Below are 17,540 nucleotides of genomic sequence, written 5' to 3' on the forward strand. Positions count from 1 at the left end.
GTAGGATGCTGATTTATATGCAAATAAACGCACAATATAATTACACCTCATTATTTATAAATATATACAGCAATAAAGTTGATAAATCATTAGCGAATATGTGGCATCAATTGAGGTGAGCTATGTGTTAACTTCAAAGCAGAGGCAAGTCCCACATTTGAGACAGAAACCAGAGTAAAGATGATGTATTTCTATCCAGAGTCAATTAAACGACTTGCATAAGGCGCACCTGGTAGCGCATTAGTTCATAATAGGGGAAACTGCTCATTTCCAACGATGAGTGACTCTATTTATCCACCACCAAAAACAAAAAAGCCCACTAAGTTGAACCTTAGTGGGCTTTAAAATAAGTATGTAGCGTTATGCTGTTAGCTGTAAAAGATTATGATTTAGCGAGGCGATTCGCCGTCCAAACATAAAGCAATTCAAGCGCAATCGTCGCGCCAGCCAATGCGGTAATCTCACTTTGGTCATACGCAGGAGAAACTTCTACAACATCCATACCAACCATGTTGATACCTTGTAAGCCACGGATGATTTTCAGCACTTTATCTGAATTCAAACCACCACACACTGGCGTGCCAGTACCCGGAGCAAACGCAGGATCGAGACAATCGATATCAAACGTTAGGTACACAGGCTTATCACCAACAATACCTTTCACTTGAGCAATGATCTCGTCAACGCTCATGTCGTTTGCTTGCATTGCATTAATGACATTAAAGCCGTGACCTTCTTGTTTATACTCAGTACGAATACCAATTTGCACAGAATGCTCAGGTGAAATTAAACCTTCATTTGGCGCATGGTAGAACATAGTTCCGTGATCGTAACGACTGCCCTGACTGTACGTGTCAGTATGTGCATCGAAGTGAATCAGAGCCATTTCACCGTACTTCTTGCCGTATGCTCTTAGCAAAGGCAATGTAATGAAGTGATCACCACCTAAACCTAACAATGTTTTACCACTGTTTAGAATCGCATCAGCAGCTGCTTCTAAACGTTGAGTTAAGTCTTCTGCATCACCACAATCAAACACAAGATCGCCAGCATCAATCACCGAGGTATGTTCAAATACATTGAAGTCCCAAGGAAACTTTTTGCCTTCCCACGCCAAGTTTACCGACGCGCGACGAATCGCATCCGGCCCCATACGCGCGCCCGGACGACCCGACGTCGCCATATCTAACGGCGCACCCAACACAACCACATCTGCATCGTTATCGATTGGGTTCTGCACCAATGGACGGCGCATAAACGTCATCGCATTGGAGTACAACGAGTAATCTGGTTTCGTAAATAGATCGTTCATTAAAAATCCTCAAGATAGGTGTAACCCATCAAGCCTTGCTCTAACTCTTCAAGTACACTTTGTTGCTCTTGCGCAGGTACTTTCGCCGTGACCAAATCTTTGTAGTTCTGACGAATCAGATCTGTATCAATGTGAACATAACGCATCATGTCTTCAACCGTGTCGCCTTCGTTGATGTAATCGATATTTGCTTGACCGCTTTCATCAACATTCACCACTACACTGTGGGTATCACCAAATAGGTTATGCATATCACCCAAGATCTCTTGGTATGCGCCTACTAGGAAAAAGCCCATTAAGTAAGGTTCATCTGGGTTCCACGCAGGAACTGGCAGCGTTGTTTCAATGCCTTGGCCATCAACGTACTGGTCGATAGTACCGTCAGAGTCACATGTGATATCCAGTACTACAGCGCGTCGCTCGTCCGCATTATCCAAACCGCTCAGTGGCAACACAGGGAACACCTGATCGATACCCCAAGCATCTGGCAACGATTGGAACAACGAGAAGTTCACGAAGAACTTATCTGCTAGACGCTCGCTCAACTCGTCCAAAATAGGACGGTGGTAACGGTTCTTAGTGCTCATACGAGAGCTAAGTTCGTAGTTAATACGCAAAGACATCTGCTCAGCCCAAGCACGATGCTGAAGATTCAGCATGCCTGTTGCAAATTGGTTATGCGCTTCTGCGATATCACTCTGGGTATCGTTGTAGATCTCAATCAACGCTCGGTCATCATTACCCGCATCTAGCTCTAAGAAGTTCTTCCACATGTTGTTAAGCAACATTGGGGCGTCAGCTTCAGGCGCAGCCATATCTTCCGGAGAATAGCTTTCTGTACCAATCACGTTGGTCACAAGCACGGCATGATGCGCAGTCAACGAACGACCAGATTCTGAAATGATCACTGGTTGTGGCTGATTGTAGAGCTTACAAATATCCCCTACTGTCATCACAATATTGCGAGCGTACTCAAGCAAGCCGTAGTTCATTGAGTTTGAAGACTGGCTACGTGTGCCGTCGTAATCAACCGCCAAACCACCACCCACATCTAGGTACTTCAATTGAGCACCGATATCGCGCAGTTCGCAGTAGAAACGTGCCGCCTCGCTTACACCATTTCGCACATCACGAATATTGGCCATTTGTGAGCCAAGATGGAAATGCACTAACTCTAGAACATCGAGTTGGTCTTCTGCTTTTAAACGTTCAATAACAGTCAGCACTTGTGATGCAGACAAGCCGAACTTCGACTTCTCACCACCACTTGCTTGCCATTTACCTGCACCTTGAGAAGCAAGACGAATACGCAGACCTAAACGAGGTTTCACGCCAAGCGCTTTCGCTTCAGAAAGAACAAGATCAAGCTCTGACAGCTTCTCTAGAACGATAAATACTTTATGACCTAGCTTTTCGCCAATCAGCGCAAGACGGATGTATTCTCTGTCTTTGTAACCGTTGCACACGATCACCGAGCTCGCTTTTTGAGCCAGCGCCAATACCGCTAATAGTTCAGGCTTGCTACCCGCTTCTAGGCCCAATTGCTTCTGCTCTAATTGAGCTTGGCTCGCTAAGATCTCGTCAACCACTTCTTTCTGCTGGTTAACTTTAATCGGGTAAACAAGCAGGTAACGGTTGTCGTACTGATATTCGTCGATCGCTTGGTTAAATGCGTTACAGATATTGTGCACACGTTGATGCACTATTTGAGGAAAACGCACAAGAGCGGGCAAACCAATATTTCGCTGCTCTAACTGTTTTACGATCTGACTAAGCGGAACTTGATGATCGGTTTCGTTCGGTGAAACATACACCTCGCCGTTATCATCAATTCCATAAAAACCTTGGCTCCAGTGCTTTACATTATACTCAGCACGGATGCGTTCCAAATTAACCGAATTTTCCAATTCTAGAGACCTCACACTATAGGGCCATCGACAGAAGATACCTCATTGGAATAGCGAGGTATAACCCAACAAAAAACGTTCAAAAACGATTTGTTGGCTGCATTAACCGATATTATTAAGAGCGAGTCCAACCATTGATATTTGTGGTTACGATTACGTTTTTTTATCGACGATCCGACTTAAAGTGACAGGTAAGGAATTACAAGGTTTTAGGTCCAAAAACCGGCTGAAGCGCATGAGATTTAAAGCACTTTCTAACAAAAAATCAGGTGAATAAAATACCAAAGACACATAAAATTCTGGGCTAATCTGGTCAAGTTAAGTCAGGGTTGTGCCAAATATAACCACTTCTCTACCACAACTCTCGCTATCACCGACATAGCTTGTATCCTGTTATTCCATGCCTATTGATGAGTGCTAAATCATGTCTGAAATGTACACCACCTACGCTAAACAATACGACTCGGCTGCCCGCGATAATATTTACAATGCCTTACTTGAGCGTCCATCAACAATTGCCTTGCTCGATGATGTAAAAGGCATGGATATTGTCGACCTAGGTTGTGGTTCTGGCATTTACGCCCAATGGTTTATTGACCAAGGCGCAAATAAAGTGACGTGTACCGATCTCTCTCAGGATATGGTCGACTTGGTGAACAGAAAACAAATCAAAAATGTTTCCGCTTATGCTCAAGATGCTGCCCTTGGTCTGCCGAATGAAAAAGACAACAGTGCCGATGTCATCGTGTGTCCGCTAGTCTTGCACTACATTGAAGATCTAAAACCCGTCTTTGATGATATTCATCGAGTCCTTAAGCCAGGTGGTTACATCATCTTTTCAACGCACCACCCTTTTGCTGACTTCGAATGCACGATTTCTGGCAATTACTACGAACGTGAATTCATTCAAGAAGAGTGGAACACGGTAGGCACGCCCGTTCAAGTGAGCTTCTACCGCCGTTCATTAACCGAACTTTGCCAAGCGGTTACTCAATCAGGCTTACTGATTTCAAAAATCACGGAAGGCACTATCGATGAAAAAGCCAAAGAAATTTCTGAAGCGACATACGAGAGACTGTCAAAGAACGTTAACTTTATCTTTCTCCGTTGTGAAAAAGCCCCTGCGTAATCATTAAACGCTTATTTTGGTGCCTTTGATACGTCAAAGGCACTCGTTATCTTCTTATCTTCTTATCTTCTTATCTTCTTATCTTCTTATCTTCTTACGATAGCCATTATCACCCAACGTCTAAGTCACTTTTCTTCAATTTCCCTTCGAACAAACAACGTGTAACTGAACAAAAAATAAACTTTTCTCGCGCATATCTTGTATTCGGTTCGATCTTCTTGTAATTTTAACTGACCAACCAATCGGTCAGCTTTCGAATTTAGGGGATACTATGAGCCATAATCTAGACCTTGAACCAACCACGTCGAACACCAACGACATGGATCAAATATTCAACCGACAAAAAGATCACTACCGCAGTAATGTTAGTCCAACGCTTGAACAGAGAAGAAAAGACCTCTCGGAATTAAAAGCGTTGCTAATGCGCTACCAAGGGCAATTGATTGATGCGGTGTCTGAAGATTATGGCCATCGAGCAAAACACGACAGCTTGATTGCTGATATCACCCCTTCTCTTCACCAGATCAATTACAGCCTGAAGAACCTTAAGAAATGGTTGAAGCCATCTCGCAGAAAAGCAGGCTTAATGCTGACACCCGCGAAGATCACCGTTCATTATCAGCCAGTGGGTGTTGTCGGTATCATTGTTCCTTGGAACTTCCCGGTGATGCTCTCTTTAGGGCCTCTCATCACTGCGTTGGCGGCAGGTAATACTGCAATGCTCAAGATGTCTGAGTTCACTCCAGCGACAAACCGAGTTTTGAAAGCCATGTTGGCTGAAGGTTTTAACGAAGATCAAGTTGCGATTATAGAAGGTGAAGCTGACGTTTCCGCGAAGTTTAGCCAGCTCCCATTTGATCATATTCTATTCACAGGGTCGACCTCTGTAGGTAAGCACGTAATGAGAGCGGCAGCCGACAACTTAACACCAATAACTTTGGAATTGGGCGGCAAGTCTCCAACGATTATTGCTCCTGACTTTGATGTCGCTGACGCCGTTGAACGCATCTTGTTTGCAAAAAGCTTAAACGCTGGCCAAATTTGCGTGGCACCCGATTACATCTTATTGCCACGAGAAAAAGCCGACGCGTTCATCACAGCTTATAAGCAGTACTTCAAAAAGCTATATAAAGCAGGCATTGAAAGCAAAGACTTAACCTCCGTGATCGATATGCGTCAATACAATCGCTTGAAGGGTGTGATTACAGATGCGCAATCGAAAGGCGCAGTTGTTCACACGGTAACCGAACAAGCACAAGACGATGTGAACCACAGAATGACGCCACACCTTCTAACCGAAGTGAACGACGACATGGTCGCAATGCAAGAAGAGTTGTTCGGCCCCGTTCTGCCGATTGTGCCATATGATTCTATTGAAGAAGCGATCAGCTACATCACAGCAAGAGAACGTCCACTTGCTCTGTATCTGATGAGTCATGATAAACAGACCCAAGATCAGTTCTTATCGAATACGCATTCTGGCGGTGTTTGTATTAACGACTCGCTAGTGCATGTGGCAGCAGAAGATGCGCCGTTCGGTGGCATTGGCCCTTCAGGCATGGGACACTACCACGGCATTGAAGGCTTTAAGACCTTTAGCCATGCCAAAACCGTTCTAAGTCGAGGCAAAATTAACTTCACCAAGTTAATGCACCCTCCTTACAACAACCCAATTAAAAAGATTCTGTTCAAAGTACTAAATAGATGATTACGAAAAGGCAAAAAATCCTAGATGCTGCGCTCCTGCTCTTCTCTCAACAAGGGCTAGAGGGCACATCTACCGGACAAATAGCGAAAACAGCAGGCGTAGCAAAAGCGACACTGTTTCATCATTTCGAGAATAAATCGTTATTAATTGATGAGCTGTTTCGCGAGCTAAAACTGGCACTATTCTCGACGCTTCAGCCACACACTGATATTGCAGAACAAGATCGCTACCAAGCCTTTAAGTTCATGTGGTTTACTGGGCTTGAATGGGCGTTAGAAAATCCAGTTGCGATGAAGTTCCTCACCAATGTTCATTTCGATCCAACGACTCAAACTCGAGAAGTCATCGTCTCACAGATGTTCGCATCGCTAGATGAAATCGTTCTGAAAGGACAAGAATCCGGTGAGCTGATGGTGTTAGACATCAACCTTGTTAGGCACTTCATCCATAGCCATTTTTTGATTTGTGCAAACTGGTTGATTGAGCAGAATGAGTTACCACCAGAGCAGTCAGCCAAGTACATCAGCGATAGCTTTGACATGTGCTGGCGTGCCGTCGGTGGTCAGAAACTGTAACTACCGTCGAAAACCCAGCTTTCCAAAGAACGTTCTAGAGCGCCTCACTGGCGCTTTAATTATTTGGATACATTTTAGTCACTTCATCATATTGACTTTCAACACCTTCTTTCAGTAACATCCCACCATCATTTCAAAAGAGAATAACGCCATAATGAAGTACTAACATCCTGACATCCGATTTATTTTTATAAAAATCATTTGGACACTCGGGGTTAGTGGGCGTTACTTCGTCATCTATTTCTTGAAAAATCAAGCTATTGAAGAGCAGTCATTTAAGACCAACCTCTTTAAGATCAGCACCTTGAATAAAGAAAGTATTTCAGCAAGATAATCTCTATCTTTTGCTGTCATCCTACTTAAGTAACGTCTTTGGCGATCTAGACATAGAATCCCACGTAGGAATCTATACAGAAAAGCGCCTCACCCCTTTTACTCGTTTACACGTAAAGGGAGGTATTTTTATGCCTACTATATTAGCCAACAATCTCTCATTCCAGCTCGATACTGGTGAGTGGTTATTCAAAGACATCACCTTTAATTTGAGCACTCGCCTCACCGGCCTAGTCGGAAGAAATGGGGCTGGAAAGTCACTACTGCTTTCGTTACTGGTCGGGCAAACACAACCCACATCAGGCAGTATTTCCAGACAAGGCTCGATCGGTTTTTACTCCCAGTTGCCTTCAAAGCTATTGGATAGCGCAACCAGCATTGCTGACTTCTTGGGGATCACCGAAAAGTTAGACGCATTACACGCCATAGAACAAGGCAGTTGCGAACTTAAACACTTCAATACCGTTGGTGAGGACTGGGATTTACAAGCGAACACGAAGCAACTTTTAGCCACATTGAAAATAACCAGTGGATTGACTACGCCTTGCCATACATTGAGCGGGGGGCAACTCGCCCTTTTACAGCTTCATCGGTTATTTACATCAAACCACGACATACTGATTCTCGACGAACCTTCAAACCATTTAGATAGCGATGGACGTAATTGGTTACTAGAGCAGTGCCAGTTGTTTGAAGGCAAAGTGCTTATCATCAGTCACGATCGAAGCTTATTGAGACACATGGAAGGGATCTATCACCTCAACAGTTTGGGGATGCGTTTCTATAAAGGGAATTACGATGATTACTTCACGCAAATGTCGAGTCAAAGTGAAGCACTGGACAAGCAGATAACGCATCATCAATCGGAAAAGAAACGACTCGAGCGCCAAGCTCAGACTAACAAGGAAAAAGCTCAACAACGTGAGTCTCAAGGTAACCGACTCCGAAAGTCGGGTAGCCAACCCAAGATATTATTGGATGCAATGAAAGATAAAGCAGGACGAACCCAAGCCGCATCGGCAACAAGCCACAAGAACTTAAAGGATCAAAACCAACATAAACTTCAATCTCTTAAAGAACAACAAGAGCAACTGAAGCCGCAAGCGTTGTACCTACAACAAGCGAATGGTTCTAAAAAACACTCACTATTAACCGTTGAAGAGTGTCACCTAAGTTTTGGTTCTGGTGCTCCTATTAGCTTCTCTCTATCACAAGGAGAACGATGCTATCTAACTGGGGCTAATGGGTGCGGAAAATCGACACTGTTAAAAGCCATTCATGGCCAACACTCGAACTATACCGGTTCCATCAAGCGCTTAGGGGCGACGGTATACTTGGATCAACACTTTGGCCTGTTAGACACCAACAACACCATGTTCGATAGCTTGATGACACACAGCTTTGGGTTAACAGAGAGTGACGCACGAACCTTGTTGGCTGGAATAGGGTTCAGACGAGACTCCGTATACCGAAAAGTGGCACATTTAAGTGGTGGTGAAAAAATGAAACTGGCGATGTTGATCGTTAGCCACAAGCAAGACTCCCCGCTTCTATTGCTCGATGAACCGGACAACCACCTAGACATCGACTCAAAGCAAATACTGGCGTCCGCTTTACGTGAATACCAAGGCGCATTTATCTTGGTGAGTCATGACAGCGACTTTGTTGAGGAGGTCGGCGTCAGCCAAAACCATATACGACTTTAACCTTTGTAAATTCGTCTACTTAGTTTAGTTAAGCGAGCATCGTTCCGGTGCTCGCCTTTCTTGATTGAGACAAGTAAACTACGCGCCTCGAACATCTATTCATAAGGCTAAGGTTTGCATACTCTAGAACAACTTAAATCAGGACAACTAAACGGTATTACACGCTTACAACTGTCAGAAGGTCTCACTGAGTTTCCTTTAGAGATCTTAGAACTCGCTGATTCTCTTGAGATTCTAGACCTTTCAGGTAATCAACTGTCAGATTTACCAGAAGAGTTATCACAGCTGACCAACCTGCGTATTATCTTCGCGTCGAATAACCTGTTTACACACCTTCCTGATGTTCTCGGTACTCTTCCTAAGCTTGAAATGGTTGGCTTCAAAACCAACCAAATCAAAACCGTTAGCGAGCAATCTTTGCCAACTCAATTACGTTGGTTGATCCTGACAGACAATGCGATCGAGGTTCTCCCTCACTCTTTAGGTGAAAGACCACGCCTACAAAAACTCGCATTGGCAGGTAACAAGATTCGCGTTTTACCAGAAAGCATGGAAAACCTATCAAGCCTTGAGCTAGTTCGCCTGTCTGCAAACCAACTGACTGAATTCCCAGAGTTCCTAATCAAGCTACCAAAACTGGCTTGGTTAGCGTTTGCGGGTAACCCGTTTTGTAAACACCCAAGCAGCTTAGATAGCGTGCCTGCCGTGAGTTCGCAATGCTACTCACTCAATCAAGTACTTGGCCAAGGTGCGTCTGGTGTAATTTCTCATGCTAACTGGTTAAACGGTGACTTTGATTTCCCACAAGAAGTGGCGGTTAAAGTATTCAAAGGCGAAGTGACCAGTGACGGCTACCCACATGATGAACTTGAAGCGTGTCTTCAAGCAGGCCAACATAGCAACCTAGTGAAGTCTATCGCTCAAGTCGACGAGACAGACTACCTAGCGTTAGTCATGGAACTGATCCCGAGCAACTACTACAACCTAGGTTTGCCCCCTACTCTTGAAAGCTGCACTCGCGATACATTCAACGAAGGCTTTAAGCTTTCAATTGCTCAGATCAATAGTATTACAGAGCAGATGATTAATGTGTTTGAACACCTTCATGCCAACAAAGTTTGTCATGGTGATCTATACGCACACAACACTTTAGTTAACGAACAAGGTCAGATGATCTTTGGTGACTTCGGAGCGGCGACTATCTACGGTTACCTGACTGAAGAGCAGCAACAAGGCATTCGTCGAATTGAAGCGCGTGCACTGAAGTACTTTATTGAAGACCTATTGACGGTTTGCGCGGCAAGCGATATCAATTCAGAGCTGTATAAGAAACTCGAAAGCTATCACGCATAAGAGTTATCACGCATAAGAGCGACCAAGCTTAAGCGTTCAATCAAGTTTCTCCAGAAATGAAAAAGCTAACGTTTGACGTTAGCTTTTTTGCTTCTAGAGCTGAATTCATCGAAACAGACTTAACGAGCTTCCACTTGAACAAGCTTAAGGTAAGAGTGAAGCTCTTGGTTTTTATATTCCACCGCTGAGTGAATATTCAAATCCTTACACGCAACAACATCAAACTGGTAACGATTGTCACCTTTATTGATCTCAACGTGCAACAACCCGCTTTTCAGCAGCCAATTTCCTTGAGTTTCAAACCGGTCAAACAAGCGGTATTCCGTTAGGCTACCATCCGAATGAAAGTGAACTTCAGTGATGTACCCTGCAGGGCAACTTTTTACCCAAGTCCGCCCTAAGACATCTTCTTCAACAAAGTTTCTTTTGCTCTCGCACCACTTTAAATAATCGGCACTCTCACTCAGATCACTATCAAGGTCATTCTTAGACAGTAACGTTTGGTCTTGTTGTTCGCGACAGTAAAGCTGAAGCAGTGTCTGCTGGTTATTACTCATTAATCGCCATCCCTAGCTAGTCAATCCAATCCAATCCAATCCAATAAGGCTTAAGCTACCAACTCATAAGAGACAACATAAAGCTCAGAGATCCCTGGGTAGATATCTTGAATCACACCCTTCAGGACTTCTAGCGTCATGTTCTCTTGTTGAGCGTGGAACTCACCTAAGTCATCAAACAAGATTGGCTCTACGCTAATAATCTTAAGGTTACAGAATACACGTCCCTGCTCTAGCGTTGATACTTCTACAACACTGCCCGGCTGGTAATCGCGCTCAGATTCATCACGAATCGTAATGGTCTTTTTGCCTGAAAGGATATCGGTTTCAAAACGTTCGAAGAACGTCATAGTAGTAGGTGCGGTCATTTATCTCGGTCGCTTAACATTTAAAGGTTAGGTAAATGTTTATATACCAGAATGCTTGTTCAAGCGAATAAAAATTAGATGCGAGATGCGAGATGCGAGATGCGAGATGCGAGAGAATGAGGCAGAGCCAAATAGCAGGCAATAAAAAAGGAGAACCGAAGTTCTCCTTTTCTTAAACCTTTAAGCTAACTCTAAATTATAGAGATGCTTTCGCTTTTTCAACTAGAACAGCAAATGCTGCTTTGTCGAATACTGCGATGTCGGCAAGAATCTTACGATCGATCTCGATAGATGCTTTCTTAAGACCGTTGATGAAACGGCTGTAAGATAGACCATTTTGACGAGATGCCGCGTTGATACGTGCAATCCAAAGTTGACGGAATTGACGTTTCTTGTTGCGACGGTCACGGTAAGCGTATTGACCAGCTTTGGTAACTGCTTGGAAAGCTACGCGGTAAACACGTGAACGTGCTCCGTAGTAACCTTTAGCTTGTTTTAGAACTTTCTTATGACGTGCACGAGCTTGTACACCACGTTTTACGCGAGGCATTATGCTTCTCCTAAACTAAACGAATTTATAAACTAAAAAGAATTAAGCGTATGGCATCATACGTAGAACTTGAGCAACTTCACATTTAGGAAGGATCGAGTTCGGACGAAGCTGACGCTTGTTCTTAGTAGTACGCTTAGTCAGGATGTGACGTTTACCAGCGTGCTTAAACTTAATACCACCAGCAGTTTTCTGGAAACGCTTAGCAGCACCTTTGTTGGTTTTCATCTTAGGCATGATGAATAACTCCGCATTGTTGAGTTGTTAATAACATAGTAATTAGGGCGAATAAAACCCTACAGCCTAGGGCTGCAAGGTTTAATTACTTGTAAAGCCGTTAATTACTTCTTTTTAGGGGCCAACACCATGATCATCTGGCGACCTTCAATTCTCGTTGGGAAAGATTCGACAACTGCAAATTCTTCAGTATCTACTTTCAAACGATTAAGAACGTCAACACCGATTTCTTGGTGAGCCATTTCGCGGCCACGGAAGCGAATTGTTACCTTCACTTTGTTGCCGTCTTCTAGGAAACCAGTCAGGTTGCGTAGTTTTACCTGATAGTCTCCAATATCAGTTCCAGGTCGGAATTTAATTTCCTTGATCTGAACCTGCTTTTGCTTTTTCTTCTGCTCTTTCGCAGCTTTGCTCTTCTCGAAGAGGAACTTACCGTAGTCCATCACACGACAAACTGGCGGCTCGGCGTTAGGGCTGATCTCTACAAGATCCATACCAGCTTCATTTGCAGCTTCCATCGCTTCAGCGATTGTTACTACACCAACAGCTTCGCCGTCTGCGCCAGTTAGACGCACTTCACGAACGCCACGAATGTCACCGTTTAAACGGTGCTGGTTTTGTTTGGCCGGTTGTTGGCCACGTCTTCCGCCTTTAATAGCTATTCCTCCAGATTGAGCTTACGGCTTGAAACCTCGGCTTGGATGTATGAAATAAAGTCATCCACTTTAAATTTGCCAAGGTCCTTACCTTTACGTGTACGTACTGCAATTTCGCCGGCTTCCATTTCTTGGTCACCACACACAAGCATGAACGGTACACGTTTCAAAGTATGTTCGCGGATTTTAAAGCCAATCTTCTCATTTCTCAAGTCTGCTTTGACTCTAAATCCACTTTTTTGCAGTTTTTTCGCAATTTCTTGTACATATTCAGACTGTTTGTCTGTAATGCCCATAACAATTGCTTGTTCTGGCGCCAACCACGTTGGGAAGAAGCCAGCGTATTCTTCAATAAGAATACCGATGAAGCGTTCTAGTGAACCTAAAATCGCGCGGTGAATCATAACTGGCGTGTGACGCTCGTTATCTTCACCTACGTAAGTTGCACCTAAACGTTCTGGTAATGCAAAATCGAGCTGCACTGTACCACATTGCCATGCGCGGTCCAAACAATCATGCAAAGTAAATTCAATCTTAGGTCCGTAGAACGCACCCTCGCCTTCTTGAATCTCGTATGCAATCTCCATCGCCTCAAGCGCTTGCTTAAGATCGGCCTCTGCACGGTCCCACATTTCGTCTGAACCTACACGCTGTTCTGGACGAGTAGATAGCTTAACAACAATGTTTTCGAAACCGAAAGTTGTGTAAGTATCGTAAACCATTTCAATACAAGCTTTAACTTCTTGCTGAACTTGGTCTTCAGTACAGAATACGTGAGCATCATCTTGAGTGAAGCCACGAACACGCATAATGCCGTGAAGTGCGCCAGACGGCTCGTTACGGTGACATGAGCCGAACTCAGCCATACGTAGCGGTAGATCACGGTAAGATTTCAAACCTTGGTTGAAGATTTGAACGTGACCAGGACAGTTCATTGGCTTAATCGCGTATTCACGGTTCTCTGAAGAAGTCGTGAACATCGCTTCAGCGTACTTATCCCAGTGACCAGAACGTTCCCAAAGAACACGGTCCATCATTAATGGGCCTTTTACTTCTTGGTAATCGTACTCAGTCAGCTTCTGACGAATAAATACTTCTAGCTCACGGAAGATAGTCCAACCGTTGTGATGCCAGAACACCATGCCTGGTGCTTCTTGCTGCATGTGGAATAGATCTAAGTGCTTACCGATTTTACGGTGATCACGCTTAGCCGCTTCTTCTAGACGCACTAGGTGAGCCTTAAGCGCTTTCTTGTCGTGGAATGCAGTGCCGTAGATACGTTGAAGCATCTTGTTGTCACTGTTACCACGCCAGTAAGCACCCGCTACGTTAAGTAGCGTGAAGTGTTGGCAGAAGCCCATATGTGGAACGTGTGGACCACGACACATATCGATGTATTCTTCATGATGGTACAGGCCTGGACGATCGTCTTTAGAAACGTTCTCATCCAAGATTTCGATTTTGTAAGTCTCGCCGCGAGCTTCGAATGCGTCACGCGCTTCCTGCCAGCTAACTTTCTTCTTAACAACCTGATACTTGGTCTTCGCTAGCTCTTTCATGCGCTTTTCAATCTTGTCTAGATCTTCTTGCGTTAGAGAGTGCTCAAGGTCGATATCGTAGTAGAAACCGTTATCGATGGTAGGACCGATCGCCATTTTCGCTTCTGGAAAAAGCTGCTTAATCGCGTGACCTAAAAGGTGAGCACAAGAGTGACGAACGATCTCAAGGCCATCAACTTCATCTTTAGCTGTGATGATTTCTAGGCTTGCATCGTTTTCGATAAGATCACAAGCATCAACACGCTCGCCGTCTACACGACCAGCAATGGTTGCTTTCGCAAGACCAGGACCGATTGATAGGGCAACATCTAGAGTTGATACAGGGTTGTCAAATTGACGCTGACTACCGTCAGGAAGAGTAATAATTGGCATTATTTGTCCTTTACAGTGGTGTTGCACACCAAGCAACACATGAAAATGTTTAATATATGTTTTTCAACCAACAAGTATGTTGATCGGAGATATATGCATAATAAAGATACCCACATAGAAGCAAATACAGATGCCCCATTTGTGAGTAGCCGAACATTGTAACGAAATTATATGAAATGACAATGACAGAGAGAATCGACCCGCTCTCCAACCACTTCGTTTGATAAGGTTTTATCATAATAGCGGTAACTTCCCAGCCCCTTCGAACCCTCTTTCCAATCAAGCAGTATCAACTCAACTACTTCTCCTATCTCTTGTGGGTTCGCTCTTCCGACTAATCACTTACAAACTAATTATTTAGAACTAAGCTATATAGAAGCAACGGAATGCGGATGAGGTGCATATGGGAAAACAGACTACTTTTATATCGCTCATCCCACCTTTATCGTTAATAGTAGCCGCAGCTATGTATGCTCCCGCGATATGGGCTAACAAAGATTACGGCCCGCTAATCAGTTATACCCAATCACCATTACAGTCTGTTCGTCTTACTCCAACGCTCCGCTCTGGTTTTCCACTCGAAGATAATAAGGTTGAAGTGTTTGCTGCTTTCACCGCCGCGAGTATCTGGGCTAACTCTCACGACTATCATTTAGACTATTATCAGAACCAACTTCAGACAGGACTACGATGGCAATTGACTAAAGCATGGCAAGTCGAGCTCAATTACCGCTGGTTATACGCCGCCAACAACCACCTAGATAAAGTTACCATTAACTTTCATGACCTATTTGACATCGACCAAGCAGGACGAACTCGTAAAGAGCGACATCAATTTGATATTTACGCACCAGACCACGACATCAATATTAGAGACTTCTCCGGCGACACGCTGACTAGCGCTTTCACCCTCTACACTCAATACCAAATCATAGACCTTGAAAACCACGGTTTATCCTTTGGCGTATCCCTCTATCATAACAATGTCAGTCACGGTGCCTTCGAAGGAAGCAGCAACGAGCAAAGCGCTCAATTCAACTATGCATACCAACTCGACATCAATACCTTTTATACAAGCTTAGGGTTCGCCAATCAGTCTAATCGAGAGATAGAAAATGGCTTTTCACATAAGAAAACGACATGGTCATGGATGGGAGGATATCAACTCACGCTATTTGAAAGTCATGAGTTACACCTAGAATATCGTTGGTATGAAGGCGCAGAAGACGGTGACACTGAGTTTTCAGAAGCCGCGAATGAAATGATGTTTGGGTATCGGTATCTCATGCAACGCTCAGCGGTCGAGATATCCATTATCGAGAACATCTTCAACATGGATAACTCCACCGATGTCGCTTTTCAATTAGCTTATCGTCATCACTGGTAAACCTATTTAAGGTCGGGATAGTAGAAACAAAAAAGCCGAACGGATAAGTTCGGCTTAGGGAGTCTATGTTGTCTCTATTAATAGAAAAAGCGACTATTAACAGAAAGGGAACTACGCACTCATGATTCTTGATACAGCGTTGCGGATATCTGAGTCAGCCGCGTTTGCAGGCAAGCTGAATGAGATGTATTGGTCGCCACTGAAGCTCATTGAGCGGTCGATTTCTGCTAGACAGTGAACCATTAAACCTTCAACGATGAATGACAGCTCGATCTCTTTATTATTCATAAAGCCGCCGCTACGAAATTCAATCTCTTGGTAACAACCCGAACGTGAAGCGAAGCTGTTGCCTTTCAAGAAGCCCTTCTCTACATCAGCTTTCACCATTGCCATGCCCGATGCTTCGACACCTTGGATAATTTTAGCGACCGTTGGCAGTGGGTGTACTGAGATAAAGTCGCGGTCTTTAGGATCAATCGCGAAGCCGATATCTAGGTTGGTTTCGACCCACACATGGCATTGGTTCATTTGTGCGTTCAACGCGGTGACTGGCGTTTCATCATTTAACTTAAGGCGGAATGGAACCAGTTTGGTTTCGCCCGGTTGGATAACGAAAGGCTCTACGGCTTGAATACGACCTAGAGAAAAAGTTTCGTAGTTAGTGCTGTCTTCCGTTTCTACTTTAACTTCGGTGTTGAGAACCAAGTTGATCAGGTCAATTTGTTGCTCAGCGTCGCCGCCAACAATGTGAACATTGCCAGACAACTCTCCACCTTGGAAAACTTCAATATTATCTAAGACGGTATCAACTTTTGCTGCACCGATGCCCAACGAGGCCTTTAATTTCTTAAACATATTATTTCCCTTTCTAATTATCTGATTTACGAATAGTTATTGCGTGACAATTTGCGACACTTGCCTCACAGAATCAAGCAATTTGCCTCATCTATGTTGAATAAGGTCACATTGCCCGAGGAAATGTTGAAATCGTGAAAAATTCCGTTACTCTATTTGTATAGTCAAATAAGGTTTCATTATGTCGAAAGCGCCGCTCTACCTTCAGATAAAACATTTCATAGACGAGAATATCACCAGTGGTCACTGGCCAGTGGGTTACCAGATAACCACAGAGCTAGAACTCACTGAACAGTTCAAAGTGAGTCGAATGACCGTAAATAAAGCCATTCGAGATCTGGTGTCTGAAGGCAAACTCATCAGGAAACCAAGGCTGGGTACTTTTGTTTGTGAACCCGACGAAAAAGCACAATCTCCCCTGCTTGATATCAACAATATCGCGCAAGAGATCAAAGACCGAGGCCAAACGTATGCTAGCCAAGTTATCAAGCACAAGAGCATCAAGGCTGATGAAAGCACCGCCACACGGCTAGGCGTGATGATCAATGCCGAAGTATTCTATAGTGAAATCATCCACTTTGCTGACAACACACCGATTCAATTGGAAGCGCGCTGGGTGAATTCTCAAGCCGCTCCAAAATACCTAGAGCAAGACTTTTCAACCTCTACCCCCAATGAATACCTTTCAAAAAGCTGCCCGTTAAGTGCTATCGAGCACACGGTTGAAGCCATTATCCCAGACTTACAAATCAGAACGTCACTAAAGCTTTCTGAATCAGAGCCTTGCCTACTTTTGAATAGAAGAACATGGAGCAAAGAGCGCCTAATCAGCTTTGCATTGCTCTACCATCCTGGTTCTAAGTACAAATTAAGCTCCAAGATACTTCTAGATTAAAGAACATCATCCTGATCGCCGATCACATTTTTGCAACATCAACTTGATTCGGGTCAGCGTTTAGCCTATTTATTTGTATAT

16 protein-coding genes are annotated in these 17,540 nt (G+C 44.0%); 7 read left to right on the forward strand and 9 right to left on the reverse strand.

What is annotated here, in order from left to right; genetic code table 11:
* Positions 1–382: 382 nt before the first annotated feature.
* Together speB and speA are read right to left on the reverse strand one after the other, a co-directional pair.
* Positions 383–1,312, reverse strand: a complete 930-nt coding sequence (speB, locus tag QUF19_RS10070) for an agmatinase (protein ID WP_017082742.1) — start codon at positions 1,310–1,312, stop codon at positions 383–385.
* A complete protein-coding gene (gene speA, locus QUF19_RS10075) occupies positions 1,312–3,201 on the reverse strand; it encodes an arginine decarboxylase (RefSeq protein WP_286298864.1) in 1,890 nt (629 codons plus the stop codon). The genes speB and speA overlap by 1 nt, the downstream gene beginning before the upstream one ends.
* Before the next feature lie 442 nt (positions 3,202–3,643).
* Between speA and QUF19_RS10080 the strand changes: the two genes are divergently transcribed.
* The 5 genes from QUF19_RS10080 to QUF19_RS10100 all read left to right on the forward strand — a co-directional run bounded on the left by QUF19_RS10080 (position 3,644) and on the right by QUF19_RS10100 (position 10,023).
* Positions 3,644–4,348: a class I SAM-dependent methyltransferase gene (locus QUF19_RS10080; protein WP_286292453.1), complete on the forward strand. Its 705-nt coding sequence runs from the start codon at positions 3,644–3,646 to the stop codon at positions 4,346–4,348.
* 271 nt (positions 4,349–4,619) lie between these two features.
* Positions 4,620–6,056, forward strand: a complete 1,437-nt coding sequence (locus QUF19_RS10085) for a coniferyl aldehyde dehydrogenase (protein ID WP_286292454.1) — start codon at positions 4,620–4,622, stop codon at positions 6,054–6,056.
* Complete coding sequence (locus tag QUF19_RS10090; RefSeq protein ID WP_286292456.1) at positions 6,053–6,631, forward strand: TetR/AcrR family transcriptional regulator; 579 nt, start codon at positions 6,053–6,055, stop codon at positions 6,629–6,631. Before QUF19_RS10085 ends, QUF19_RS10090 begins: the two co-directional genes overlap by 4 nt.
* A 464-nt stretch (positions 6,632–7,095) precedes the next feature.
* Positions 7,096–8,670, forward strand: a complete 1,575-nt coding sequence (locus QUF19_RS10095; RefSeq protein ID WP_286292458.1) for an ABC-F family ATP-binding cassette domain-containing protein — start codon at positions 7,096–7,098, stop codon at positions 8,668–8,670.
* A gap of 114 nt (positions 8,671–8,784) precedes the next feature.
* A complete protein-coding gene (locus QUF19_RS10100; protein ID WP_286292460.1) occupies positions 8,785–10,023 on the forward strand; it encodes a leucine-rich repeat-containing protein kinase family protein in 1,239 nt (412 codons plus the stop codon).
* Between the two features lie 119 nt (positions 10,024–10,142).
* Here QUF19_RS10100 and QUF19_RS10105 read toward each other — a convergent pair whose 3' ends face one another.
* From QUF19_RS10105 to thrS, 6 genes are all read right to left on the reverse strand, one after another.
* The gene (locus tag QUF19_RS10105; RefSeq protein ID WP_286292464.1) at positions 10,143–10,580 is read right to left on the reverse strand and encodes a hypothetical protein; all 438 of its coding nucleotides are present in this window, start codon (positions 10,578–10,580) and stop codon (positions 10,143–10,145) included.
* A gap of 50 nt (positions 10,581–10,630) precedes the next feature.
* Positions 10,631–10,948 carry a N(4)-acetylcytidine aminohydrolase gene (gene yqfB, locus QUF19_RS10110; RefSeq protein WP_048659526.1) on the reverse strand — a complete coding sequence of 106 codons (318 nt, stop codon included), beginning with the start codon at positions 10,946–10,948 and terminating at the stop codon, positions 10,631–10,633.
* Positions 10,949–11,144: 196 nt separating this feature from the next.
* Entirely contained in the window at positions 11,145–11,498 is a 354-nt protein-coding gene (rplT, locus tag QUF19_RS10115) for a 50S ribosomal protein L20 (protein WP_004733517.1), read from the reverse strand.
* 42 nt (positions 11,499–11,540) lie between these two features.
* Complete coding sequence (gene rpmI, locus QUF19_RS10120; protein WP_004738430.1) at positions 11,541–11,735, reverse strand: 50S ribosomal protein L35; 195 nt, start codon at positions 11,733–11,735, stop codon at positions 11,541–11,543.
* A 104-nt stretch (positions 11,736–11,839) separates the two neighbouring features.
* Positions 11,840–12,310: a translation initiation factor IF-3 gene (gene infC / locus QUF19_RS10125; RefSeq protein ID WP_009846505.1), complete on the reverse strand. Its 471-nt coding sequence runs from the start codon at positions 12,308–12,310 to the stop codon at positions 11,840–11,842.
* Between the two features lie 83 nt (positions 12,311–12,393).
* Complete coding sequence (gene thrS, locus QUF19_RS10130; protein WP_286292669.1) at positions 12,394–14,322, reverse strand: threonine--tRNA ligase; 1,929 nt, start codon at positions 14,320–14,322, stop codon at positions 12,394–12,396.
* 403 nt (positions 14,323–14,725) lie between these two features.
* Between thrS and QUF19_RS10135 the strand changes: the two genes are divergently transcribed.
* A complete protein-coding gene (locus QUF19_RS10135) occupies positions 14,726–15,709 on the forward strand; it encodes a DUF3187 family protein (protein WP_286292671.1) in 984 nt (327 codons plus the stop codon).
* A 111-nt stretch (positions 15,710–15,820) separates the two neighbouring features.
* Here the strand turns inward: QUF19_RS10135 and QUF19_RS10140 are convergent, their stop codons facing one another.
* Positions 15,821–16,564 (reverse strand): sporulation protein, encoded by a 744-nt coding sequence (locus tag QUF19_RS10140; protein WP_286292673.1) that lies wholly within the window; start codon positions 16,562–16,564, stop codon positions 15,821–15,823.
* A gap of 181 nt (positions 16,565–16,745) precedes the next feature.
* Here QUF19_RS10140 and hutC point away from each other — a divergent pair, with 181 nt between their 5' ends.
* The gene (hutC, locus tag QUF19_RS10145) at positions 16,746–17,459 is read left to right on the forward strand and encodes a histidine utilization transcriptional repressor HutC (RefSeq protein WP_286292675.1); all 714 of its coding nucleotides are present in this window, start codon (positions 16,746–16,748) and stop codon (positions 17,457–17,459) included.
* Positions 17,460–17,540: the final 81 nt, after the last annotated feature.

This window comes from Vibrio sp. FE10, from assembly GCF_030297155.1.
Lineage (GTDB): Bacteria > Pseudomonadota > Gammaproteobacteria > Enterobacterales > Vibrionaceae > Vibrio > Vibrio apostichopi.

What these genes read in the sequence shown, in the direction of transcription:
- QUF19_RS10105 (WP_286292464.1), bottom strand. Translation starts at nt 10,580, where the DNA reads ATGAGTAATAACCAGCAGACACTGCTTCAGCTTTACTGTCGCGAACAA.
- QUF19_RS10095 (WP_286292458.1), top strand. Translation starts at nt 7,096, where the DNA reads ATGCCTACTATATTAGCCAACAATCTCTCATTCCAGCTCGATACTGGT.
- rpmI (WP_004738430.1), bottom strand. Translation starts at nt 11,735, where the DNA reads ATGCCTAAGATGAAAACCAACAAAGGTGCTGCTAAGCGTTTCCAGAAA.
- QUF19_RS10085 (WP_286292454.1), top strand. Translation starts at nt 4,620, where the DNA reads ATGAGCCATAATCTAGACCTTGAACCAACCACGTCGAACACCAACGAC.
- yqfB (WP_048659526.1), bottom strand. Translation starts at nt 10,948, where the DNA reads ATGACCGCACCTACTACTATGACGTTCTTCGAACGTTTTGAAACCGAT.
- thrS (WP_286292669.1), bottom strand. Translation starts at nt 14,322, where the DNA reads ATGCCAATTATTACTCTTCCTGACGGTAGTCAGCGTCAATTTGACAAC.
- hutC (WP_286292675.1), top strand. Translation starts at nt 16,746, where the DNA reads ATGTCGAAAGCGCCGCTCTACCTTCAGATAAAACATTTCATAGACGAG.
- QUF19_RS10090 (WP_286292456.1), top strand. Translation starts at nt 6,053, where the DNA reads ATGATTACGAAAAGGCAAAAAATCCTAGATGCTGCGCTCCTGCTCTTC.
- rplT (WP_004733517.1), bottom strand. Translation starts at nt 11,498, where the DNA reads ATGCCTCGCGTAAAACGTGGTGTACAAGCTCGTGCACGTCATAAGAAA.
- QUF19_RS10135 (WP_286292671.1), top strand. Translation starts at nt 14,726, where the DNA reads ATGGGAAAACAGACTACTTTTATATCGCTCATCCCACCTTTATCGTTA.
- QUF19_RS10140 (WP_286292673.1), bottom strand. Translation starts at nt 16,564, where the DNA reads ATGTTTAAGAAATTAAAGGCCTCGTTGGGCATCGGTGCAGCAAAAGTT.
- speB (WP_017082742.1), bottom strand. Translation starts at nt 1,312, where the DNA reads ATGAACGATCTATTTACGAAACCAGATTACTCGTTGTACTCCAATGCG.
- QUF19_RS10080 (WP_286292453.1), top strand. Translation starts at nt 3,644, where the DNA reads ATGTCTGAAATGTACACCACCTACGCTAAACAATACGACTCGGCTGCC.